Raw genomic sequence first — 19,861 nt, 5'->3', positions numbered from 1 at the left:
TATTTGCTTACCTCACACACATTTTTCCTTCACAGGAAAGAGTCTGAAAGTGATTTTGATATACCATCAACAAAAAAACTGACTGCATCAATAGCAGTCAGCTTTTTTATTATTTTACATAGTTTTCTTTAACAACTGTTGCACAACGCTCACATAATGTTTCATGTTCAGTATCTTTACCAATTGTTTCTGAAACTACCCAACAACGTTCACATGTTTCACCAGTTGCTTGGGCAACAACAACCGCTGTATGTTCATACTTCGGTGCATCTGCTGGCGCTTCATCCATCATACCACCAAGTTTATACTCAGAAACGATGAATAATTGCTTTAAGTCTTCGCTAATAGACTCCAACATAACTTTCATTTCTGCAGTTGGATATAGTGTAATGCTTGCATTTAATGACTTACCGATTACTTTTTCATTACGAGCTACTTCTAGTGCTTTTAACACGTCATCACGTAATGTCATAAATGCATCCCATTTTGTTTTTAACGCTTCCGCGTCATCTAATTGTACAGCTTCTGGCATATCAGTTAATTGTACACTTTCTTCTGTTACGCCTGGAATATATGGCCATACTTCATCAGCTGTATGCGGTAAGATTGGTGTTACAAGTTTCGTTAACGCAACAAGAACATCATATAATACAGTTTGAATTGCACGACGATCTTCGTGGTTTGCACCTTCAATGTATAAAATGTCTTTTGCAAAGTCTAAATAGAATGAACTTAAATCAATTGTACAGAAGTTATGAATTGCATGATACACAGCAGCGAAGTCGTATGTCTCATATGCTTCTTTAACTTTTGTAATTAAGTCATTTAATTTCACTAACATGTAACGATCTACTTCACGAAGTTCAGCTACAGCTACTGCATTTTCACTTGGATTAAAGTCGTCTAAGTTTCCTAATAAGAAACGGAATGTGTTACGGATTTTACGATACACTTCTGCTACTTGTTTTAAAATATCATCTGAAATACGTACGTCAGATTGATAGTCAACAGAAGATACCCATAAGCGTAAAATGTCTCCACCTAATTGATCCATAATTTTCTTCGGTACGACGATGTTTCCAATCGACTTACTCATTTTACGTCCTTCACCGTCTAGTACGAAACCGTGGCTTAATACGCCTTTATATGGTGCTTTACCTGTTACAGCAACTGCTGTTGATAATGAAGAGTTAAACCAACCACGATACTGGTCAGATCCTTCTAAATATAAATCAGCTGGACGCTGTAAATCTTCGCGCTCTTCTAATACCGCTTGGTGAGAAGAACCTGAATCGAACCATACATCCATGATGTCTGTTTCTTTACGGAATTCGCCATTTGGGCTACCCGGATGTGTAAACCCTTCTGGTAATAGATCTTTCGCTTCACGCTCGAACCATACGTTAGAACCGTGTTCACGGAATAAATCTGCTACATGGTTAATTGTTTCATCCGTAATAATTGGATCACCATTCTCAGCATAGAATACCGGAATTGGCACACCCCATGCACGCTGACGAGAAATACACCAGTCACCACGGTCACGAACCATATTATGAAGACGAGTTTCTCCCCATGCTGGTACCCATTTTGTTTCCGCTACAGCTTCTATTAATTCTTTACGGAATGCTTCAATAGACGCAAACCACTGTGCTGTCGCACGGAAAATAATTGGTTTTTTCGTTCTCCAATCATGTGGGTATGAATGTGTAATGAATGTTAGTTTCAGTAACGCGCCTACTTCTTCTAATTTTTCTGTAATTGGTTTGTTAGCTTTATCATAGAATAAGCCTTCAAATCCAGGTGCTTCATTTGTTAACACACCTTTATCATCGACTGGGCAAAGTACTTCTAATCCATACTTTTTACCAACAACGAAGTCATCTTCCCCGTGTCCTGGTGCTGTATGAACACAACCTGTACCTGCATCTGTTGTTACGTGATCTCCTAGCATAACTAATGAATCACGATCGTAGAATGGGTGTTTTGCAACTGTGTACTCAAGTTCGCTACCTTTTACTGTTTTCACAACTTCAGCATTTTCCCACTCTAACGTTTTTGCAACTGTCTCAAACAGCTCAGAAGCAATGATATATTTCTCATCATTTACTTTTACAATGCTATATTCAAGCTCTGGGTGAACAGAAATACCTAAGTTTGCAGGTAATGTCCAAGGTGTTGTTGTCCAAATGATGTACTTTTCATCACCTTCTAATACGTTCTTTCCATCTTTTACAGGGAATGCTACGTAAATAGATGCTGATTTTTTATCTTGATATTCAATTTCAGCTTCCGCTAAAGCAGATTCACTCGTTGGAGACCAGTAAACTGGTTTTTGACCTTTATAGATATAACCTTTTTTCGCCATGTCACCAAACACTTTAATTTGTTGTGCTTCATAAGCTGGCTCTAAAGTAATATATGGATTATCCCAATCTGCACGTACACCTAGACGCTTAAATTGTTCACGTTGACGTTCTACTTGTTCATATGCATACTCTGCACATAACTTACGGAACTCAGCAACTGTCATTTCTTTACGTTTTACACCTTTATTTGTTAAAGCTTGTTCAATTGGTAAACCGTGCGTATCCCATCCTGGAACATATGGTGCACTAAAACCAGTCATTGATTTATAACGAACAATAAAGTCTTTTAATACTTTATTTAATGCATGTCCCATATGAATGTCACCATTCGCATATGGAGGTCCATCATGCAATACAAATAAAGGACGACCTTTTGTATGTTCTTGTACTTTTTCGTAAATATTCATTTCAGCCCATTTTTCTTGCATTGCAGGCTCACGTTTTGGTAAATTCCCACGCATTGGGAACTCAGTTTTTGGCATCAGTAATGTATTTTTGTACTCCATGCTCAATTCCTCCTTACATGTATAAAAGAAATACTTAAAAAACGGAATAAAAAAGAGACCTTCTCATCCCAAAAAGGGACGAGAAAGTCTCCCGCGGTACCACCCTAGTAGATCATATACATATGTATAGAATCCTCTTTATATTCTTAACGCGAATACACGCCTACGCTTACTCTATTTGTTCAGCGCGGAACTCCAGGGTGATATTCCCACTATCTCCTTATCCTGAGCTTACACCATCCTCAGTTCGCTATATAAGGTTTGAAAAGGTACTTATCCCTATCTTCGTTTTTCTTAATAAATATGTTGTTTAAAATTATATGTAATAATGAGAAAAACGTCAAGCTTACACTGTTTCTTCTTTTTTCAACAGTTCATCTACTTCGTCTTCTAATTCAATTAGTTTATCCCAATCATCGTTGTTTAACATCTCAAGCTGTGTTTCTAATAACATACGGAAACGAGTTCGGAATACTTTCGCTTGTTTCTTTAGCTCTTCAATATCAAAAGCAACTTTTCTTGATTTTACTAATGCTTCGTTAATAATACGATCAGCATTCTTTTCAGCTTCACGCACAATTAATTTCGCTTCTTTTTGCGCATTACGTTTTACTTCTTCCGCTGCTTCTTGTGCAACAACGATAGATTTGTTTAACGTATCTTCAATATTAGAGAAATGATCTAACTTCCCTTCTAACTGCGCAACTTTTTCTTCTAAAGCTTTTTTCTCACGAATGACCAATTCATAATCTTTGATAATTTGATCAAGAAACTCATTTACTTGATCTTCATCATAGCCACGGAATCCGCGACCAAATTCTTTGTTATGAATATCTAATGGTGTTAACGGCACAACGCCACCTCCAAGTAGTTATCTAAATTTCCTCTTTCAATTATATCTTTTCTTCGACAAAATAGGAGGATTTCCTTCTAAAAAACCAATCATTTTAGTATACCATACAAAATTCTCCATTTGTCGCGTTTTGTTCTACCTTCTACAGAAAATAATTTACTTCGGCCATATCCTCTAACAGAAAAAACATCTCCTGGATAACATTCATACGAAGTTTGCTCCACTGTTTTCCAATTGACTTTTACTAAACCATTTTTTATGAAAGGTTGTACTTTCTGTCTAGATAAATGTAACATTTCAGCTAACATAACATCTAAACGAAGTGAAGAAACCGTTCCAGATTTCTCTCCCCACGTTTCATGTATCTGTAGAATTTTTTCTCCTTGCACTGACGCTAAAGAGACTTTTACTTTCCCTATTGATTGTAAGTTCATCTCAATATACGATACAATTTCTTTCGCAACTACAATTTGGGCACGATTTTCTCGCAGCAAAATATCACCACATTTTTCTCTTGTTAAACCAAGAGACATAAATGTACCTAATATTTGCCTATGTTCTAGCGTATAAAACTTGGAAGGATAGTCAATTTCTAATACTTCTACTTGAAATTCTTCTTCATTTAATTCTAGATAGTCTGGATGAATAAGTGCTCTTTTACGCTCTGCATTAGGCGTTGCACCACCAAATTGCACAGCAACATCACCTTGTCCTATTACCATAGAAACAATTTGTTGTTGCCTAGGATCAAGAAAATCCGTTAACTTCACTTGATGGTACTCCGCCGCTCGCTTCCACTCTAGCACTTTATCCACAAAGACCTCCTCATCAGGCCTAAAATGTTCGTAGATGCTCATGTATTTACCTTCTTACTATAAGAAATAGCTTAATAAACTGAACAAACCAGTTTTAGCAAGTTTCAACGCAAAGATTGCAACGATTGGAGAAATATCAATCATTCCAAGCGGCGGAATAAAGCGGCGGAATGGTTCTAAATACGGTTCACAAATACGTGCCAGGAACTCTCCAAAAGATGATTCCTTTGCACCAGGAAACCATGATAGGAGAATGTAAATAATAAGTGCCCACGAGTAAATCTCGATAGCATAACTTAACACTATAAAAACTGTTGTCATGGCGTATTACCACCTCTTTATATTTGTTTCTTCTTCTTCACCGAATAACTCTGAAATTGCACCAACAATATCTACATTTTCAGGTGTACACATAAATGTTTTCGGTCCTATTTTTTGAATGTCCCCGCCTATAGCGTATACAGTACCACTTAAAAAGTCAACGATACGCACCGCTTGATCAGTAGACATTCTCTGCAAATTAATTACAACAGCTCGTCTACCTTTTAAGTGGTCCGCAATCCCTTGCGCTTCCGAATATGTGCGTGGTTCTAATAAAACAACTTTTGAAGATTGTTTTGCTGTTTCAATACTAACAACATTTTGCTTCGGTTGTGCTTTCGGAAACGTAACGTCTTGTTGTTCTGGTGGATCTTGCTGCTTTTTCATGTCTGTTTGCTCCTTTTCATAACCATATTGAGCTGCTTCTTTTTCTTCCGGTGTATCAAAAAAGAAGTATTTTACTTTTGACCAACTCATAATAAGATTCTCCTTCCTTTTACGCTTTTCCTACTAAAATCGTTCCCAAACGAATATATGTAGCCCCTTCTTCAATTGCAATCGTGTAATCGTTGGACATTCCCATTGATAATTCTTTACATGGCGCATGTAATAACTCTAGCTCCTGCACCTCTGTTTGCAGCATACGTAATTCCTTAAAACAGCATCTGATTTCTTCCTCTTCTTCTGTAAATGGAGCCATCGTCATTAGTCCAACCACTTCAATTTTATCGAATTCTTGCAAACTTTGAATAAAAGAAACAACCTCTTCTATTGCCAATCCTTGCTTCGATTCTTCAGATGAGGTTTTCACTTGAATAAAGCATTTTACTTTCTTATCAGCACGTTTCTGAATTTCTTTCGCCAGGGAAAGACGATCTAACGAATGTAAATAATCAATTTCATTAATAATTTCTTTTACTTTTCTCGTTTGTAATGAGCCAATAAAGTGCCAATTAACTTTTGAACCGAAATGCTCGTATTTCTGTAAGAAACCTTCATTTCTATTTTCACCTAAATCGATAATTCCAGCTTCAATTACTTCGTTTGTTTTTTCAATCCCTACAGTTTTTGTAACTGCAACAAGTTTAATATCTTGCAACGAACGTCGAGCTCGAGCGCAAGATTCTTTAATAGCTTCGTTTACAATTACTAAATTTTCTTGTACTGTCACTTGCTTCCTTCCTCCTTAAAACCTATGAAACTCAACATTCTTCCTGTCTTACCTTGATCACGACGATGAGAGAAAAATAGTTGCTCTTCACAGCTTGTACAAAGAGATGACATTACAATATGCTCTTCTTTTATGCCTGCTTGTACACATAATATACGATTAATTTCTTTTAAATTAATTGCGTACTGCCCGTCAGAAATTTTTTGATGAGGAACAGCACCGCTAACTACTTCCTGTGCTGCTGTTAATACACGATCATCCACAACATAACAACAAGATCCGATCGACGGCCCAATTGCAACATGAATTTCATCACTTGAAATACCTTCTGCATCCCACTTTTGAATCATTTCCTTTGCAATCTCTTGTACAGTGCCTTTCCATCCAGCATGCGCAAGTCCTATCATACCATGTGATGGTGCATAAAAATAGAGCGGAACACAATCCGCGTAACAAGACGTTAACAGAACATCTTCATTACTCGTATAAATGCCATCTGTTTTTGAAATGCCGTCCTCATATGAATAGACGCCACTTCCCTTTTCCTGTTGCCCTACTTTTTCAACATGATGAGCATGAACTTGTTCAGAGCAAATCCAGTTTTCTAATGGTTTTTGTAACTTATTTGCTAAAATGCGTCTGTTTTCATGAACGTTCTCCACGATATCATTCACATGTAATCCTAAATTCATCGTATGAAAGGAGCCCGTACTTATCCCACCATCTTTTGTCGTAAATCCAGCAGTAATGTTTCCAAGTTCTTTCCACGCTTGTAAATACAGTATACCGTCCACATATTTAAATGGTTCTCTCATAATAAAGCGGCTCCTTTTAATTAAAATAACAGAAAAAAGCATGGTACTTCCTGTCTATTTTACCATACTTTTATTTTTTCATAATCCTAACAGAAAAAAAAAGAGGAATTTGTAATATTCTTTATGAAATTGTCGGTGTTTGTATTGATTCTGTTACAGTATTAACAGGATTTACTCTTACAAGTATGACATCCTCTCCAATCTTCACAATTTCCTTCCAAGGAATTACAATCTCAACATCTTTTCCAAAAATACCTAGCATACGTGTCTGTTTGGAAATAATAACAGAACAAACTTTCCCTGTGTTCATATCAATTTCAATATCTCCAATATTCCCAATCCTTTTTCCATCTGAAATATTTATAACATCCTTCATCTGTAACTCTGAAATTCGTATCACCATTTTTATCCTCTCCCTTATATGACGAATTGGAAACTGTTTCTCATATTTACAGGAAGCCACCTATACGAAACACCATACTAGTTTCATTATATGAACACTAATCCCCTACTATGAGCACAAACTATATTACATATAAAAAGGTCTCACCATAATTGGTGAGACCTTATCCTTGAATCGTTTTATTCATTTGTTTAATGGCTGACTTCTCTAAACGTGATACTTGCGCTTGCGAAATCCCAATTTCTTCTGCAACTTCCATCTGTGTCTTTCCTTGGAAGAAACGTTTTCTAATAATCATTTTCTCTCTATCATTTAAACGCTTCATTCCTTCTTTCAATGCTAATTCTTCAACCCACTGCTCGTCCTTTTGTTTTTCATCACTTAACTGATCCATAACAAAGATAGGATCTCCTCCATCATTATAAATTGGTTCAAATAATGAAACTGGGTCTTGAATCGCATCTAAAGCAAATACTATCTCTTCATGAGTTACTTCTAGCACTTTTGCAATATCCATTGCTGTTGGTTCTTTTGAATTTTCTGCAATCAACTTTTCTCTTACTTGCAAAGCTTTATACGCAATATCTCGCAATGAGCGCGATACGCGAATCGGATTATTATCACGCAAATATCTGCGTATTTCCCCAATAATCATCGGCACAGCATACGTTGAAAATTTTACATTTTGGCCTAAATCAAAATTATCAATTGATTTCATAAGTCCGATGCAACCAACTTGAAATAAATCGTCAACATATTCTCCTCTGTTATTAAATCTTTGGATGACGCTCAGTACAAGACGTAAGTTTCCATTCACTAATTTTTCTCTTGCGCTTATCTCTCCACTTTGCATTTCACGAAATAATTTACGCATCTCTTCATTTTTTAATACTGGAAGTTTAGCTGTATCAACACCGCAAATTTCTACTTTGTTTCTCGTCAAAGTGTTCCCTCCTATCGGGAGTTGCTGTACAGTGTAAAGTATTTCCTTTGAAGGGGATTTTATGCATGTGGTTTTTTCACGATTTGTTATTTAAATTATCTTTCCTAATACAACTAAATAGAATAAGACCAGCCTACATAACGGCTGGTCTTATTCTTTACACCATTTTATTAAATTCTTTTCGTAATCTTTTTATAATTCTTTTTTCTAAACGCGAAATGTATGACTGTGAAATCCCAAGCATATCAGCCACATCTTTTTGCGTCTTTTCCTCTCCTCCAGCAAGCCCAAACCGAAGTTCCATAATTTGTTTTTCACGATCATTTAATTGGTGTAATGCTTTCATTAAAAGGTGACGATCTACAGTAGCTTCTAAATCTTTTGTAATAATATCATCATCTGTACCTAACACGTCAGACAATAACAGTTCATTCCCATCCCAATCAATGTTTAGCGGTTCATCAAAAGAAACTTCCGAACGATTTTTGTTATTTCGACGTAAATGCATTAAAATTTCATTTTCTATACAACGAGATGCATATGTTGCTAATTTTATTTTCTTTTCCGGATTAAATGTATTTACAGCTTTAATAAGGCCGATTGTTCCTATACTAATCAAATCTTCAATATTTATCCCTGTATTTTCAAACTTTCTTGCTATATATACAACGAGCCTTAAGTTACGTTCAATGAGTAATGACCTTGCTGCCTGATCTCCTTTTGGCAATTTATTCAAAAGAACTTCCTCTTCTTCTTTTGTTAACGGTGGTGGCAACGCTTCGCTTCCACCAATATAATAAATTTCATCGGTCTTAATTCCTAATTTCAGCAATACTTTATACCAAAGGTATACTAAATAAAATTTTAATTTCATCATATTATCCCGCCTCTCATTATTAAGCGATCACCATTTTTTGTGAAATCAACATTTTTGGATGCACAATACATTGATACTCCCCATTAGTAGACAGCTGTTGTGTATTTAATCCAATTAATACTTTGTTTACAACAATAGAACTACCTTCATGGTCAACTTGCACACTGTCAGGCTTAATTGCCCACAAAAATTGACTCTCTACTCCTACTGCACGGAAAGGAATTAAGCGTAATTTGGTCGCCCAACCAGAATCATTTTCTGGTATTTGAGGAATTTCTGTTTTGGAATAAATTTGCTCTGTTAACCAAGATGGTAAGCAATGTTCTAATGATGAAACATGCATAATCATAACGGGTGTTTTGGTTAATGGGTCGTAAAGTTGGTTCCCACTGTCAATAAGGCCTGCCAGTTCTAGTTCTTCTTCGGCTAATTGAATTTTTACTTTCACAATTTGATCATAGTGTATTTTCGTGACCTCTACGCTTTCAATACGCTTTTTAGAAAAATAATAAATTACTGGAAAACCAAAAATAACAAATAACCAACTAATTGGATCACCGTAAGAAATTGACTGAGATTGAACCAATCCATTTACCATTTCATTCGTTTGCAAAAAGAAATGAGTTCCAATTAATCCTCCGCCAACCATAAAGGTTACAAAGTAAAAAGTAAAAACAGTTTGTGCATAATCTCTAAATGTTGTAAACCCAAATGCTGTATACACAATAAGTAACGAGTACAGTAGTTTCATAATTGGATGTGTCATCATAGAAGCAAAAGGAGTAAAGGCAAAAATAACAATAGTTGAACCTATAAATGCCCCTAGCACAAGCCTCCATCTTTTGATTTTCTTTTTTAACACGGTAGCTGTTAATAAAAGCAAAAGAAAATCAATGCAGGCGTTTAACAACCAAACAACGTCGGCGTAAACAACCAAACAATTCACCTCTTTTTTCAAGTTGAGACTAGTATAATGCATATCCAATAGGAAAGTGTGTCAATTTGCGGAGGTGTTTTTTTGTTATTTTGTGATTTCTAGACATAATCTGTCGGTAAAAAATAAAAGTACAAATTCATAGAATGATATACTCTTATTTTCACCAACAAAATATATTGAAATATACGAAATAAAAAAAGACCTGCTTAGCAGGTCTTTTCCATTTAAAAAACAAAAAAGGAGCATGAAAGCTCCTTTTTTTATCGTCTACGACGGTTACGTAAAAATGCTGGAATATCGATATCATCTGAATCTGAATGACGCTCATGTACAACTGGCTCTTCACGCTTCATTTCGCGTTTTACTTCACGCTGTTTTGAAGGTTGAGCTACTGGTTGTTGCTGTTGTTGCGTGTGGTTCGCATTCGGACGGATAATTGGTTTTGGTGGTTGAGTTGCAATGCTATCATCAAAACCAGTTGCAATTACAGTTACAACGATATCATCTTTTAATCCTTCGTTAATAACAGAACCGAAGATCATATTTACTTCTGGATCTGAAGCTGAAGCTACGATATCTGCCGCTTCTTGTACTTCATATAAGCTTAAGTTAGCGCCACCCGTAATGTTCATGATAACACCTTGAGCTCCATCAATAGATGTTTCTAGTAATGGACTTGAAATCGCTTTTTTCGCAGCTTCTGCAGCACGATTTTCCCCGTTACCAGAACCAATACCCATTAAAGCAGAACCTCTATTAGACATAATTGTCTTTACGTCTGCAAAGTCTAAGTTAATTAAACCTGGCGTTGCAATTAAATCCGAAATACCTTGAACACCTTGACGTAATACGTTATCAGCTTCACGGAATGCTTCTAACATTGGCGTATTTTTATCAACAATCTCTAATAAGCGATCATTTGGAATTACAATAAGAGTATCTACATTTTCTTTAAATGCTGCAATACCAGATGCTGCTTGCGTCGCACGCTTACGTCCTTCAAAAGTAAATGGACGTGTTACAACACCAACTGTTAAAGCACCTAATTCTTTTGCAACTTGAGCAACAACTGGAGCTGCACCAGTTCCAGTTCCACCGCCCATACCAGCAGTTACGAAGACCATATCCGCACCACGAAGTGCTTCTTGGATCTGTTCTTTACTTTCTTCTGCAGCTTTTTTCCCTACTTCAGGGTTTGCACCTGCACCAAGTCCACGCGTTAATTTTCCACCAATTTGCATTTTTGTTTCAGCTTTTGATAGATTTAATGCTTGTGCATCAGTGTTCACAGCGATAAAGTCTACACCTTGTACACCGTGTTCAATCATACGGTTTACAGCATTGTTTCCGCCACCGCCGACACCGATAACTTTTATATTCGCTAATTGATCTTGAGTAGTATCAAACTCTAACATGTCGAAATCCCCCTAGAACCTCATTTTTCGTGTCCAATTTTAATCCCATAAATAACGGAATACACGTTTTACTTTTGACATCATGCGGTCATCATTTTGATTATTATTGTTTTGATTACGAGTTTTTTGTTTCGCGGGTTGCTGTTGTACCGGCGTTGGTGCTGGTGCTGGTACTGGTTCAAAATGCTCTTGCTTTTCCTGCACATTTTTCCCACGTAATTTAGCTTTTTGATAAGAATGTTTAATTAATCCAACTCCACTTGTATATTGGGGCTCACGCACACCAATATAATCAGGAGTTGCTACACGAACATTTTCATGTAAAATATCATATGCAAGATCAAGAACACCTGGCATAGAAGCAATTCCGCCAGTTAGTACATAACCAGAAGCCACTTGCTTTACTCCTAACTTACGCACTTCATCTTGAACAAACATTAAAATTTCCTCTACACGAGCCTCTATTATATCCGATAATTCCAACTGAGAATATTGTTCTGTTTGGTCGCTTCCCATAATAGGAACCGTAAACATCTCTTCTTCAGATGCTGTATCATAAAAAGCATGTCCATATTTCAACTTAATTTGATCTGCATTTTCTGTTGAAGTTTTCAACCCAATCGCAATATCTTTCGTTATATGGTCTCCACCTAATGGTAATACGCTCGTCGCTTGTAACTCTCCATCTTTAAAAATAGATAAAGTTGTAGATCCTCCCCCCATATCAACAAGGGCTACTCCTCTATTTTTTTCATCTGAAGATATAGCAACTGTTGCAGCCGCTAAAGGTTGAAGACAAATATCAACAATTTCAAGACCTGCTTTTTCTACACAACGAAGTAGGTTATGTAGTAAAGTTCTCGAGCCTGTAATAAGTGTACCTTCCATTTCTAATCTTACACCGATCATCCCGCGTGGATCGTTAATCTCGTCAAGACCGTCTACGATGAACTGTCGAGGTACCACATCAATAAACTCACGTTCTGGAGCAATTGACACAACTTGTGCTGCATCTAGAACGCGTAAGACATCTTCATTCCCGATTTCACGATCTTCATTTGAAACAGCGACTACTCCGTGACAAGGAAGTAGCTGTACCTGGTTTGCATTGACACCTACTACAACTTGCTCAATGTGGATTCCCACCATGCGCTCAGCTTGTTCAATTGCTTTTTTAATTGATCGAACAGTCTCATCTATATCAACTATCGATCCCTTCTTTAAACCATTTGATTTTACATTTCCAACACCAATAATGTTTAAGCTGTCATTAACCATTTCACCAATGATGACTTTAACATTGGATGTACCGATGTCAAGACTAACATATATTTCATTGCTGTTCATTCTTTGGCACCTCCTTCTTTATTTATACCATACAACTCAATATATGGAACAACAATCGCAACTTTACTATTTATAAGAAAAATATTCAACGTCTTTATACGTTTCCCTTTTTTAACCCTATATTTTTCTTATTTTTATTTAGCATTCAATTAAGAATATCGCAGTAAACTATGAATAACTGCTTATCTTGAAATAATTCTATTTCGAGTGTAAAGTTTACCGCCAAGTATAAGTCTACACTAAGATGTACTCATAGAAAAGTGAAACTTGTACCAATACTAGTATGAATCTAAGAATTTTTACATATTTTTCATCAAATGAACCATTCTTCTAAATTCATATACATATAACAGAACATTCGTTCTGTTTTTTTCTGCTATAACCAACGAAAACTACCATTCTATTCTTTTTTTTCTTCCACACCTAATTCTTTCGTATATGCACCTACTTCTAAGTCAATTAATACCTTCTTACCTGGCTCAATTGTTTTTAAAATAAGCGGATAGGTTTCCATACGTTTTGCGAAATTTCGAATCGTAGTGCTCACTTCATAACCCTCATTCATATATAAAGTAAGATGATCTTCATTCGCATTCGTTGGTGAATAGCGAATTTCCGAAATAGATTTTAAAATAGCTGGTGTTAATTTTTCTAGTTCAGTGATTAACTCCTTCATTTTCTCTTCTTTAAAAGGTTCAAAAATCGGTGCTGCAACAGGAAGTTTTCCATTAGGTAGTACATCAAGCGTTTTTCCATTCTCTAATAACGGTTGTAATTTTCCCTCTTTATTTATATAACCAATCGTTAAATATTCTTCGATATGAATATCAATCTTGTTTGGAAAACGTTTTTTTACATTTACTGCTTTAATTTCTTTTCGCTTCGTTAAGTTTTCTTCAGCTTTATGTGCTGTCACTCGGAAATAACTTGTATCATATGTCACGCCCGAATCCTTCATTACTTGTTCATCCGTCATATAGTGATTTCCAAACACACTAATCTTTTTTATATTACTAAGCGGAGACCGAAAATAAATTAAAAAGAGCACTAATAAAAATAAAATTGATATGTATAAAATCAATCGATGATTAACATTTTTTTTGTTTTTTTTCTTTTGATTTTTCAATTTTGGTACACGATCTTGTAGTTTAATCACTTTACTATTATTCATGTACGATCCCCCTATGTAACATAAAGAACGGCATGTTCCTCATGCCGTTCTTATCTTCTTATTATAACATAAATGATAATGAGCGGAATGAATAACCGTTATCTTCCAATGATTTCTACTTCTGTGTGCATATCTACATCAAATTTATCCTTAATTGTATGTTTTATTAATTCAATTAAGGACAATACATCTTGCGCTGAAGCTCCCCCGGTATTAACAATAAAATTGCCATGCATTTCAGAAATTTGAGCTCCACCAATCCTATAACCACGAAGCCCTGCTTTTTCTACTAAATCTCCTGCAAAATGTGGGATTGGATTCCGAAATACACTTCCTGCACACGGATAATTCCATGGTTGCGTTTCACGGCGGTAATCTTTATTATTTTGCATGCTACGTACAATTTCTTCACGTTTTCCCGCCTGTAATTGAAACTCCGCCTCTAAAACAATACCAGGACGTTTCGTTTGCAATACAGATGCCCGATAAGAAAACTCCAGTTCTCTATTCGTTAACCAGTCAATTGTACCGTCTTCAAACAGAATGAGAGCCTTCGATAATACACTCGATATATCTGATTTATGTGCACCTGCATTCATATATACTGCACCACCGACACTTCCTGGAATACCGCTTGCAAACTCCAATCCAACTAACCCTTGACGACTAAGTAAAGTTGACAATTTAATAAGAGGATATCCACTACCAACTCTTACCTTATGTTTTTCGACCTCTAAGTGATCTAATCCTTCTCCTAAACGAATAACAACACCTTCTATGCCTTGATCAGATACAAGAAGGTTTGAACCGCGCCCAATTACAGTCCACTTCGTTTTGTATTGCTTTACTAACTGTAATGTTTTTTCAATACCGGCTACATGCTTTGGCACAATTAAAATATCCGCTGGTCCACCTATTTTCATAGTTGTATAACGTGCTAACGACTCGTTAACTAAAACACGACCAACGTCTGCTTCTATAAGCTCATTTACTAATTGTTCCATAGACAATCTCCCCCATATTAAGTCTCCTTATGACAATAATATGCAGGGCGTTCACCTAACGTTATCCCTCTATTTACGGGCAGTACGACTCCTAAATCAAAATTCGGTAGAAACAAAGAAAGTAGGCGGAATCGGGATGCCCGTAAATATCCGATTAGTGAAGGGTAATAATCAATGAGAGAGAATCACTCCCCACTGATTAAAGCCTCACTTTATTTTTTTACAAGCTTATTCATTACTTCATACAGCTTATTTGCTGCATCTGGAATACCTAGTTGCTTAGCAGCTAGCTTCATATTTTGTAATGTTTGTGCATCTAATAAAATCTCATCAATATCACGAATAAGTGTTTCAGCTGTTAAATCTTTTTCAAGTAACATTTTTGCCGCTCCTTTATCAACAACTGAACGTGCATTCTTTTCCTGATGATTATTGGTTACATACGGACTCGGTATTAACACACTTGGTTTTCCTAACGCTGTTAATTCTGCAAGTGTTGTTGCCCCAGCCCTTGAAACAACAAGGTCTACACCAGTTAGTACCTCTGGCATATTATGAATGAACGGCTTAATAATAACATTGCTTGGGTTCCCTTTTTGCTTAACGGCTTCCATCACTTTGTCATAATGTACTTCACCTGTTACATATAGTATTTCGTAGCTTTTGTTCCCAAACTGTTCAATTGCTTCAACGAAGGCATCGTTAATCGGTCTAGCCCCACGACTTCCACCAAATATAAGTACAGACTTTTTAGGAAGAGAAAGCCCAACTGAACGTTTCCCTTTCATTCCATTTTGATCCATTACCTCTGATGCCCGCGGATTACCTGTCATTACCACTTTTGACTCTGGAAAATGCTCTATAGCTGCTTCAAAACAAACAGCAACTTTATTTACATAACGGCTTAAAAATTTATTCGTTACACCTGGTACACTATTTTGTTCGTGTACAATAGTTGGAATACCTAATTTGGCTGCAGCGTATACAACTGGCCCACATACATAGCCACCCGTTCCAATTACGATATCAGGATTAAAACGACGGATATATCGTTTACTATCCTGTACACCTTTTAGAAAACGCATTACTGTTTTCACATTATCTAATGATATTTTTCGTTTAAATCCACTTATAACAATAGATTGAAATGGTACACCTGCTTTTGGAACGATTGTACTCTCTAGTCCATTTTCCGTACCAATATATAAAAATCTTGCTTCTGGATTTAACTTTTTTATTTCTCTAATTAAAGCAAGAGCTGGATAAATATGACCACCAGTACCCCCACCACTCACTAATACACGCACTACTAACTCCTCCGCTTCTTATTTCCATTATATTTATTTCTATATACATATTGCATTTTTACACACATACGAAAAACCCTGTCTTATAAACAGGGTTTAGTAGCGAGAATGGCGACTTATATTTAATAATACACCTACTGCCATTAACATTAATGTCAAACTTGATCCACCATAACTTAAAAACGGCAAGGTAATACCCGTAACAGGCATCAGTCCTGTTACAACACCAACATTAATCATTACTTGAATCGCAATCATCGCCACAATACCTACTGCTAAAAACGTACCATATAAATCTGGCGCTCCTAATGCGATACGAATCCCGCGCCATAATAATAGACTAAATAATAATAACACAAATGAACCGCCAATAAAACCTAATTCCTCGGATAAGATTGCAAATATAAAGTCAGTTTGTGGTTCGGGTAAATAAAGGAATTTTTGTCTACTTTGTCCAAGTCCAAGCCCAAATAATCCACCAGGTCCAATTGCGAGTAATGATTGGATAATTTGAAATCCACTTCCGAGCGGATCTGACCACGGATCTAAATATGATGTAATGCGTTTCATTCGATACGGTGCTGATGCAATTAACCCTATAAATCCTGCTACACCAATCAAACCAAACATTGCAAAGTGAAAGACCCTCGCTCCCGAAATAAATATCATAATGATACATGTCCCAACCATTACCGTTCCTGTCCCAAGGTCTGGTTGTAACATAATCATCCCAAAAGCAAGAAACACAAAACTAAGTGCCGGTAATAAACCACGTTTAAAAGATGTAATCAATTTTTGCCGTTCTGCTAAAAACTTTGCCAAGAAAATAATCATCGCAAACTTCATAAATTCTGACGGTTGAATCGAAAATGCACCGATTCCAATCCAACTTCGTGCTCCTCCTCGAACAAGACCTACTCCAGGAATAAGAACGAGAATAAGAAGAATGAAGCAAACTAGCAAAATCACTTTTGAATACGTACGCCACACCCAATAATCAATTTTCATAATAAAAAACATAGCTACTACACCAAGACCCGCAAACAGTAATTGTCTTTTTGCAAAAAAGAATGAGTCCCCCATTTTATAAGAGGCCCAAACTGCACTCGCACTATAAACCATAATCATTCCGATTGTCAACAATGAAAGTGTTACGATGATGAGAATAAAATCAGGCGTTTTCTTCATTACCCACAAACACCACCTCTTTAGGCAGAACCTTTTGCCCTATGTAACAAAACATCAGTAGGTGTTAGCCTACTGATGTTTTGATTTACTTTATATAAGTTTATGCACAGCTTGTATAAAAATGTCTCCTCTTTCTTCAAATGTTTTAAATTGATCCCAGCTTGCACACGCTGGAGAAAGAAGAACGACATCACCATCTTTAGAATGAGCATAAGCTTTCACCACTGCTTCATCTAAAGTATCGACACTTTCAATTATATCTAATCCCGCTTTTTCTGCCGCTCTTACTAGTTTAGGAGCTGTTTGTCCAAATGTTACAATCGCTTTTACATTTTTGAAATACGGAATTAAATCATCGAATTCATTTCCTCGATCAAGCCCACCTGCTAGTAACACAATCGGTTGTGTAAACGCAGATAGTGCTTTCTCAGTCGCTAACATATTCGTTGCTTTTGAATCATTATAAAACTTACGGTTGTTAATCGTTGTTACATATTCCAAACGATGTTTTACACCCGTAAAACGTTTTAACACGACCGTAATTGCTTCATTAGAAGTACCTAATAATTTCGCAATACTCATCGCAGCTAAAATATTTTCTAGATTATGTTGACCAGGTAAAACGATATCGCTTACTTCAACAACTTTTTCACCTTTGAAATAAAGAGCGTTATCTTTTATACACGCGCCATCTTCAATTTCTTTCGTTGTCGAAAACAGGATTTTTTGACCTTTAGAATACGCAGACAAAGCCATCACATCTGCATCATCCGCATTTATTACACTATAATCATTTTCTGTTTGATTTTTAAAAATATTTGCTTTCGCTAAACCATATTCTTTCTTCGTCCCATGATAATCTAAGTGGGCCTCAAATAAATTTAAAAACGCAGCAATTTTAGGTTGGAACAATTCTACTCCCATCAATTGAAACGATGAAAGTTCTGTAACTACAACTTCATTTTCTTTTGCATCCTGTGCTACTTCACACGCTACAGTTCCAATGTTCCCTGCAATTACAGGATGCTTTTGTCCTTCTTTTAGCATTTCAAATGTCAGCATTGTCGTCGTCGTTTTACCGTTAGACCCCGTAATCCCAACAAATGGTGCTTCTGAAATACGATATGCTAATTCAACTTCCGTAACAATCGGAATTTGCTTTTCTTTCGCAGCAACTAGTATTTGATTAGAATACGGGATTCCTGGATTTTTTACTACAAGAGAAATATTTCTCTCTAATAATTCTAAAGGATGTCCACCGCATACAACGTCCATTCCTTTTGCTTGTAATTCTGCAGCAAGTACATTCTCTGCTAAAGGCTTTCCGTCATTTACAATAACATTTGCCCCTAACTTTTGTAACAATGTAGCTGCTGCATAACCACTTTTTGCAATGCCTAATACAAGAATATTCTTATTTTGAAATTCAGTTACAGTTTTCAATTACATCCACACCCCGATATAAATTCCTAACACAGCTAATAAAAATCCTGCAGACCAAAACGTCACAACAACACGCCACTCTGACCAACCACATAATTCATAATGATGGTGTAATGGACTCATTTTAAAGACACGTTTTCCTGTTGTTTTAAATGAAATGACCTGAATGATAACCGATAAAGTTTCCATTACGAATACTCCGCCAATAATTACAAGTAGCAATTCTTGTTTTAATAAAATCGCTACAGCTGCAATGGCTCCACCTAAAGCTAATGAACCTGTATCTCCCATAAACACTTTTGCTGGATTCGCATTGAATACTAAAAATCCAAGTACAGCTCCTACAACTGCCATACAGAATATCGCTACTCCAAATTGCTCTTGTGCCACAGCAATAATACTAAATGCTCCAAATGCAATAGCAGCTGTTCCTGATAATAAACCATCTAAACCGTCAGTTAAGTTAACTGCATTCGATCCACCAATAAGCATAAATAGTACAAGTACAAAATACGCCCAACCTAATTCAAACTTAACATCCGTTCCTGGAATCATGATGTATGTGTGGAACGCTTGCCCTTTTCCAATTAAAAAGAATGCAATAGCAATAACAAGCTGACCTACTAATTTTTGTTTTGATGTTAAACCAAGATTTCTCTTCTTAACTACCTTTATGTAGTCATCTAAAAATCCGATCAATCCGTAACCAAATGTCACTAATAGTAATAACGAAACCTCTGCACCTAAATGATTAAACTTAATCGCCATAATAAGTGAAGTTACCATCATAGATACGTATATGACGATACCACCCATTGTCGGTGTCCCTGATTTTTTTTGATGTGACTTCGGTCCCTCATCACGAATACTCTGTCCGAACTTTAATTTTCTTAAAAATGGAATAAACAATGGCGAAAGGGCAACAGAAATTAAGAATGCTACCCCAGCCGTTACTAATAAACCTTGCTCAAGCACA

19 protein-coding genes and 1 other annotated feature are annotated in these 19,861 nt (G+C 36.3%); all 19 genes read right to left on the bottom strand.

The window, feature by feature from the left end:
- Positions 1 to 109: 109 nt before the first annotated feature.
- The gene (gene ileS2 / locus AC0OM3_RS04525; protein ID WP_074593575.1) at positions 110 to 2,875 is read right to left on the bottom strand and encodes an isoleucine--tRNA ligase; all 2,766 of its coding nucleotides are present in this window, start codon (positions 2,873 to 2,875) and stop codon (positions 110 to 112) included.
- Positions 2,876 to 2,946: 71 nt separating this feature from the next.
- Positions 2,947 to 3,170, bottom strand: a binding site (T-box leader).
- A 51-nt stretch (positions 3,171 to 3,221) separates the two neighbouring features.
- Positions 3,222 to 3,728, bottom strand: a complete 507-nt coding sequence (divIVA, locus tag AC0OM3_RS04520) for a septum site-determining protein DivIVA (protein ID WP_001131611.1) — start codon at positions 3,726 to 3,728, stop codon at positions 3,222 to 3,224.
- A gap of 89 nt (positions 3,729 to 3,817) precedes the next feature.
- A complete protein-coding gene (locus AC0OM3_RS04515; RefSeq protein WP_474211120.1) occupies positions 3,818 to 4,585 on the bottom strand; it encodes a YlmH family RNA-binding protein in 768 nt (255 codons plus the stop codon).
- Between the two features lie 15 nt (positions 4,586 to 4,600).
- Positions 4,601 to 4,864 carry a YggT family protein gene (locus AC0OM3_RS04510; RefSeq protein ID WP_000214233.1) on the bottom strand — a complete coding sequence of 88 codons (264 nt, stop codon included), beginning with the start codon at positions 4,862 to 4,864 and terminating at the stop codon, positions 4,601 to 4,603.
- A gap of 6 nt (positions 4,865 to 4,870) precedes the next feature.
- Positions 4,871 to 5,341, bottom strand: a complete 471-nt coding sequence (locus tag AC0OM3_RS04505; protein ID WP_000119129.1) for a cell division protein SepF — start codon at positions 5,339 to 5,341, stop codon at positions 4,871 to 4,873.
- Between the two features lie 19 nt (positions 5,342 to 5,360).
- Positions 5,361 to 6,035 (bottom strand): YggS family pyridoxal phosphate-dependent enzyme, encoded by a 675-nt coding sequence (locus AC0OM3_RS04500; RefSeq protein WP_474211119.1) that lies wholly within the window; start codon positions 6,033 to 6,035, stop codon positions 5,361 to 5,363.
- A complete protein-coding gene (pgeF, locus tag AC0OM3_RS04495; protein ID WP_001209016.1) occupies positions 6,032 to 6,850 on the bottom strand; it encodes a peptidoglycan editing factor PgeF in 819 nt (272 codons plus the stop codon). The genes AC0OM3_RS04500 and pgeF overlap by 4 nt, the downstream gene beginning before the upstream one ends.
- A gap of 121 nt (positions 6,851 to 6,971) precedes the next feature.
- A complete protein-coding gene (locus AC0OM3_RS04490; RefSeq protein ID WP_000236748.1) occupies positions 6,972 to 7,253 on the bottom strand; it encodes a YlmC/YmxH family sporulation protein in 282 nt (93 codons plus the stop codon).
- Positions 7,254 to 7,416: 163 nt separating this feature from the next.
- Positions 7,417 to 8,196 (bottom strand): RNA polymerase sporulation sigma factor SigG, encoded by a 780-nt coding sequence (gene sigG, locus AC0OM3_RS04485; RefSeq protein WP_000197755.1) that lies wholly within the window; start codon positions 8,194 to 8,196, stop codon positions 7,417 to 7,419.
- Positions 8,197 to 8,353: 157 nt separating this feature from the next.
- Positions 8,354 to 9,073 carry an RNA polymerase sporulation sigma factor SigE gene (sigE, locus tag AC0OM3_RS04480; RefSeq protein ID WP_000976948.1) on the bottom strand — a complete coding sequence of 240 codons (720 nt, stop codon included), beginning with the start codon at positions 9,071 to 9,073 and terminating at the stop codon, positions 8,354 to 8,356.
- 19 nt (positions 9,074 to 9,092) lie between these two features.
- Complete coding sequence (spoIIGA, locus tag AC0OM3_RS04475; RefSeq protein WP_000261972.1) at positions 9,093 to 10,010, bottom strand: sigma-E processing peptidase SpoIIGA; 918 nt, start codon at positions 10,008 to 10,010, stop codon at positions 9,093 to 9,095.
- A 260-nt stretch (positions 10,011 to 10,270) separates the two neighbouring features.
- Positions 10,271 to 11,425 (bottom strand): cell division protein FtsZ, encoded by a 1,155-nt coding sequence (gene ftsZ, locus AC0OM3_RS04470; protein WP_000888984.1) that lies wholly within the window; start codon positions 11,423 to 11,425, stop codon positions 10,271 to 10,273.
- A 39-nt stretch (positions 11,426 to 11,464) separates the two neighbouring features.
- Positions 11,465 to 12,772: a cell division protein FtsA gene (ftsA, locus tag AC0OM3_RS04465; protein ID WP_001087557.1), complete on the bottom strand. Its 1,308-nt coding sequence runs from the start codon at positions 12,770 to 12,772 to the stop codon at positions 11,465 to 11,467.
- 400 nt (positions 12,773 to 13,172) lie between these two features.
- Entirely contained in the window at positions 13,173 to 13,943 is a 771-nt protein-coding gene (divIB, locus tag AC0OM3_RS04460; RefSeq protein ID WP_001065790.1) for a cell division protein DivIB, read from the bottom strand.
- Between the two features lie 98 nt (positions 13,944 to 14,041).
- Entirely contained in the window at positions 14,042 to 14,947 is a 906-nt protein-coding gene (gene murB, locus AC0OM3_RS04455) for a UDP-N-acetylmuramate dehydrogenase (RefSeq protein WP_474211118.1), read from the bottom strand.
- Between the two features lie 212 nt (positions 14,948 to 15,159).
- Positions 15,160 to 16,254 carry an undecaprenyldiphospho-muramoylpentapeptide beta-N-acetylglucosaminyltransferase gene (murG, locus tag AC0OM3_RS04450; RefSeq protein WP_001265422.1) on the bottom strand — a complete coding sequence of 365 codons (1,095 nt, stop codon included), beginning with the start codon at positions 16,252 to 16,254 and terminating at the stop codon, positions 15,160 to 15,162.
- Between the two features lie 96 nt (positions 16,255 to 16,350).
- A complete protein-coding gene (spoVE, locus tag AC0OM3_RS04445; RefSeq protein WP_000753519.1) occupies positions 16,351 to 17,442 on the bottom strand; it encodes a stage V sporulation protein E in 1,092 nt (363 codons plus the stop codon).
- Between the two features lie 90 nt (positions 17,443 to 17,532).
- Positions 17,533 to 18,885 carry a UDP-N-acetylmuramoyl-L-alanine--D-glutamate ligase gene (gene murD, locus AC0OM3_RS04440; protein ID WP_000860130.1) on the bottom strand — a complete coding sequence of 451 codons (1,353 nt, stop codon included), beginning with the start codon at positions 18,883 to 18,885 and terminating at the stop codon, positions 17,533 to 17,535.
- Positions 18,886 to 19,860: a phospho-N-acetylmuramoyl-pentapeptide-transferase gene (mraY, locus tag AC0OM3_RS04435; protein ID WP_000893057.1), complete on the bottom strand. Its 975-nt coding sequence runs from the start codon at positions 19,858 to 19,860 to the stop codon at positions 18,886 to 18,888. It abuts the gene before it with no gap.
- Position 19,861 lies beyond the last annotated feature (1 nt).

This window comes from Bacillus sp. FAU20, from assembly GCF_056033865.1.
The sequence above is the reverse complement of the archived record's forward strand: the minus strand, read 5'-3'. Positions and strand labels throughout refer to the sequence as shown.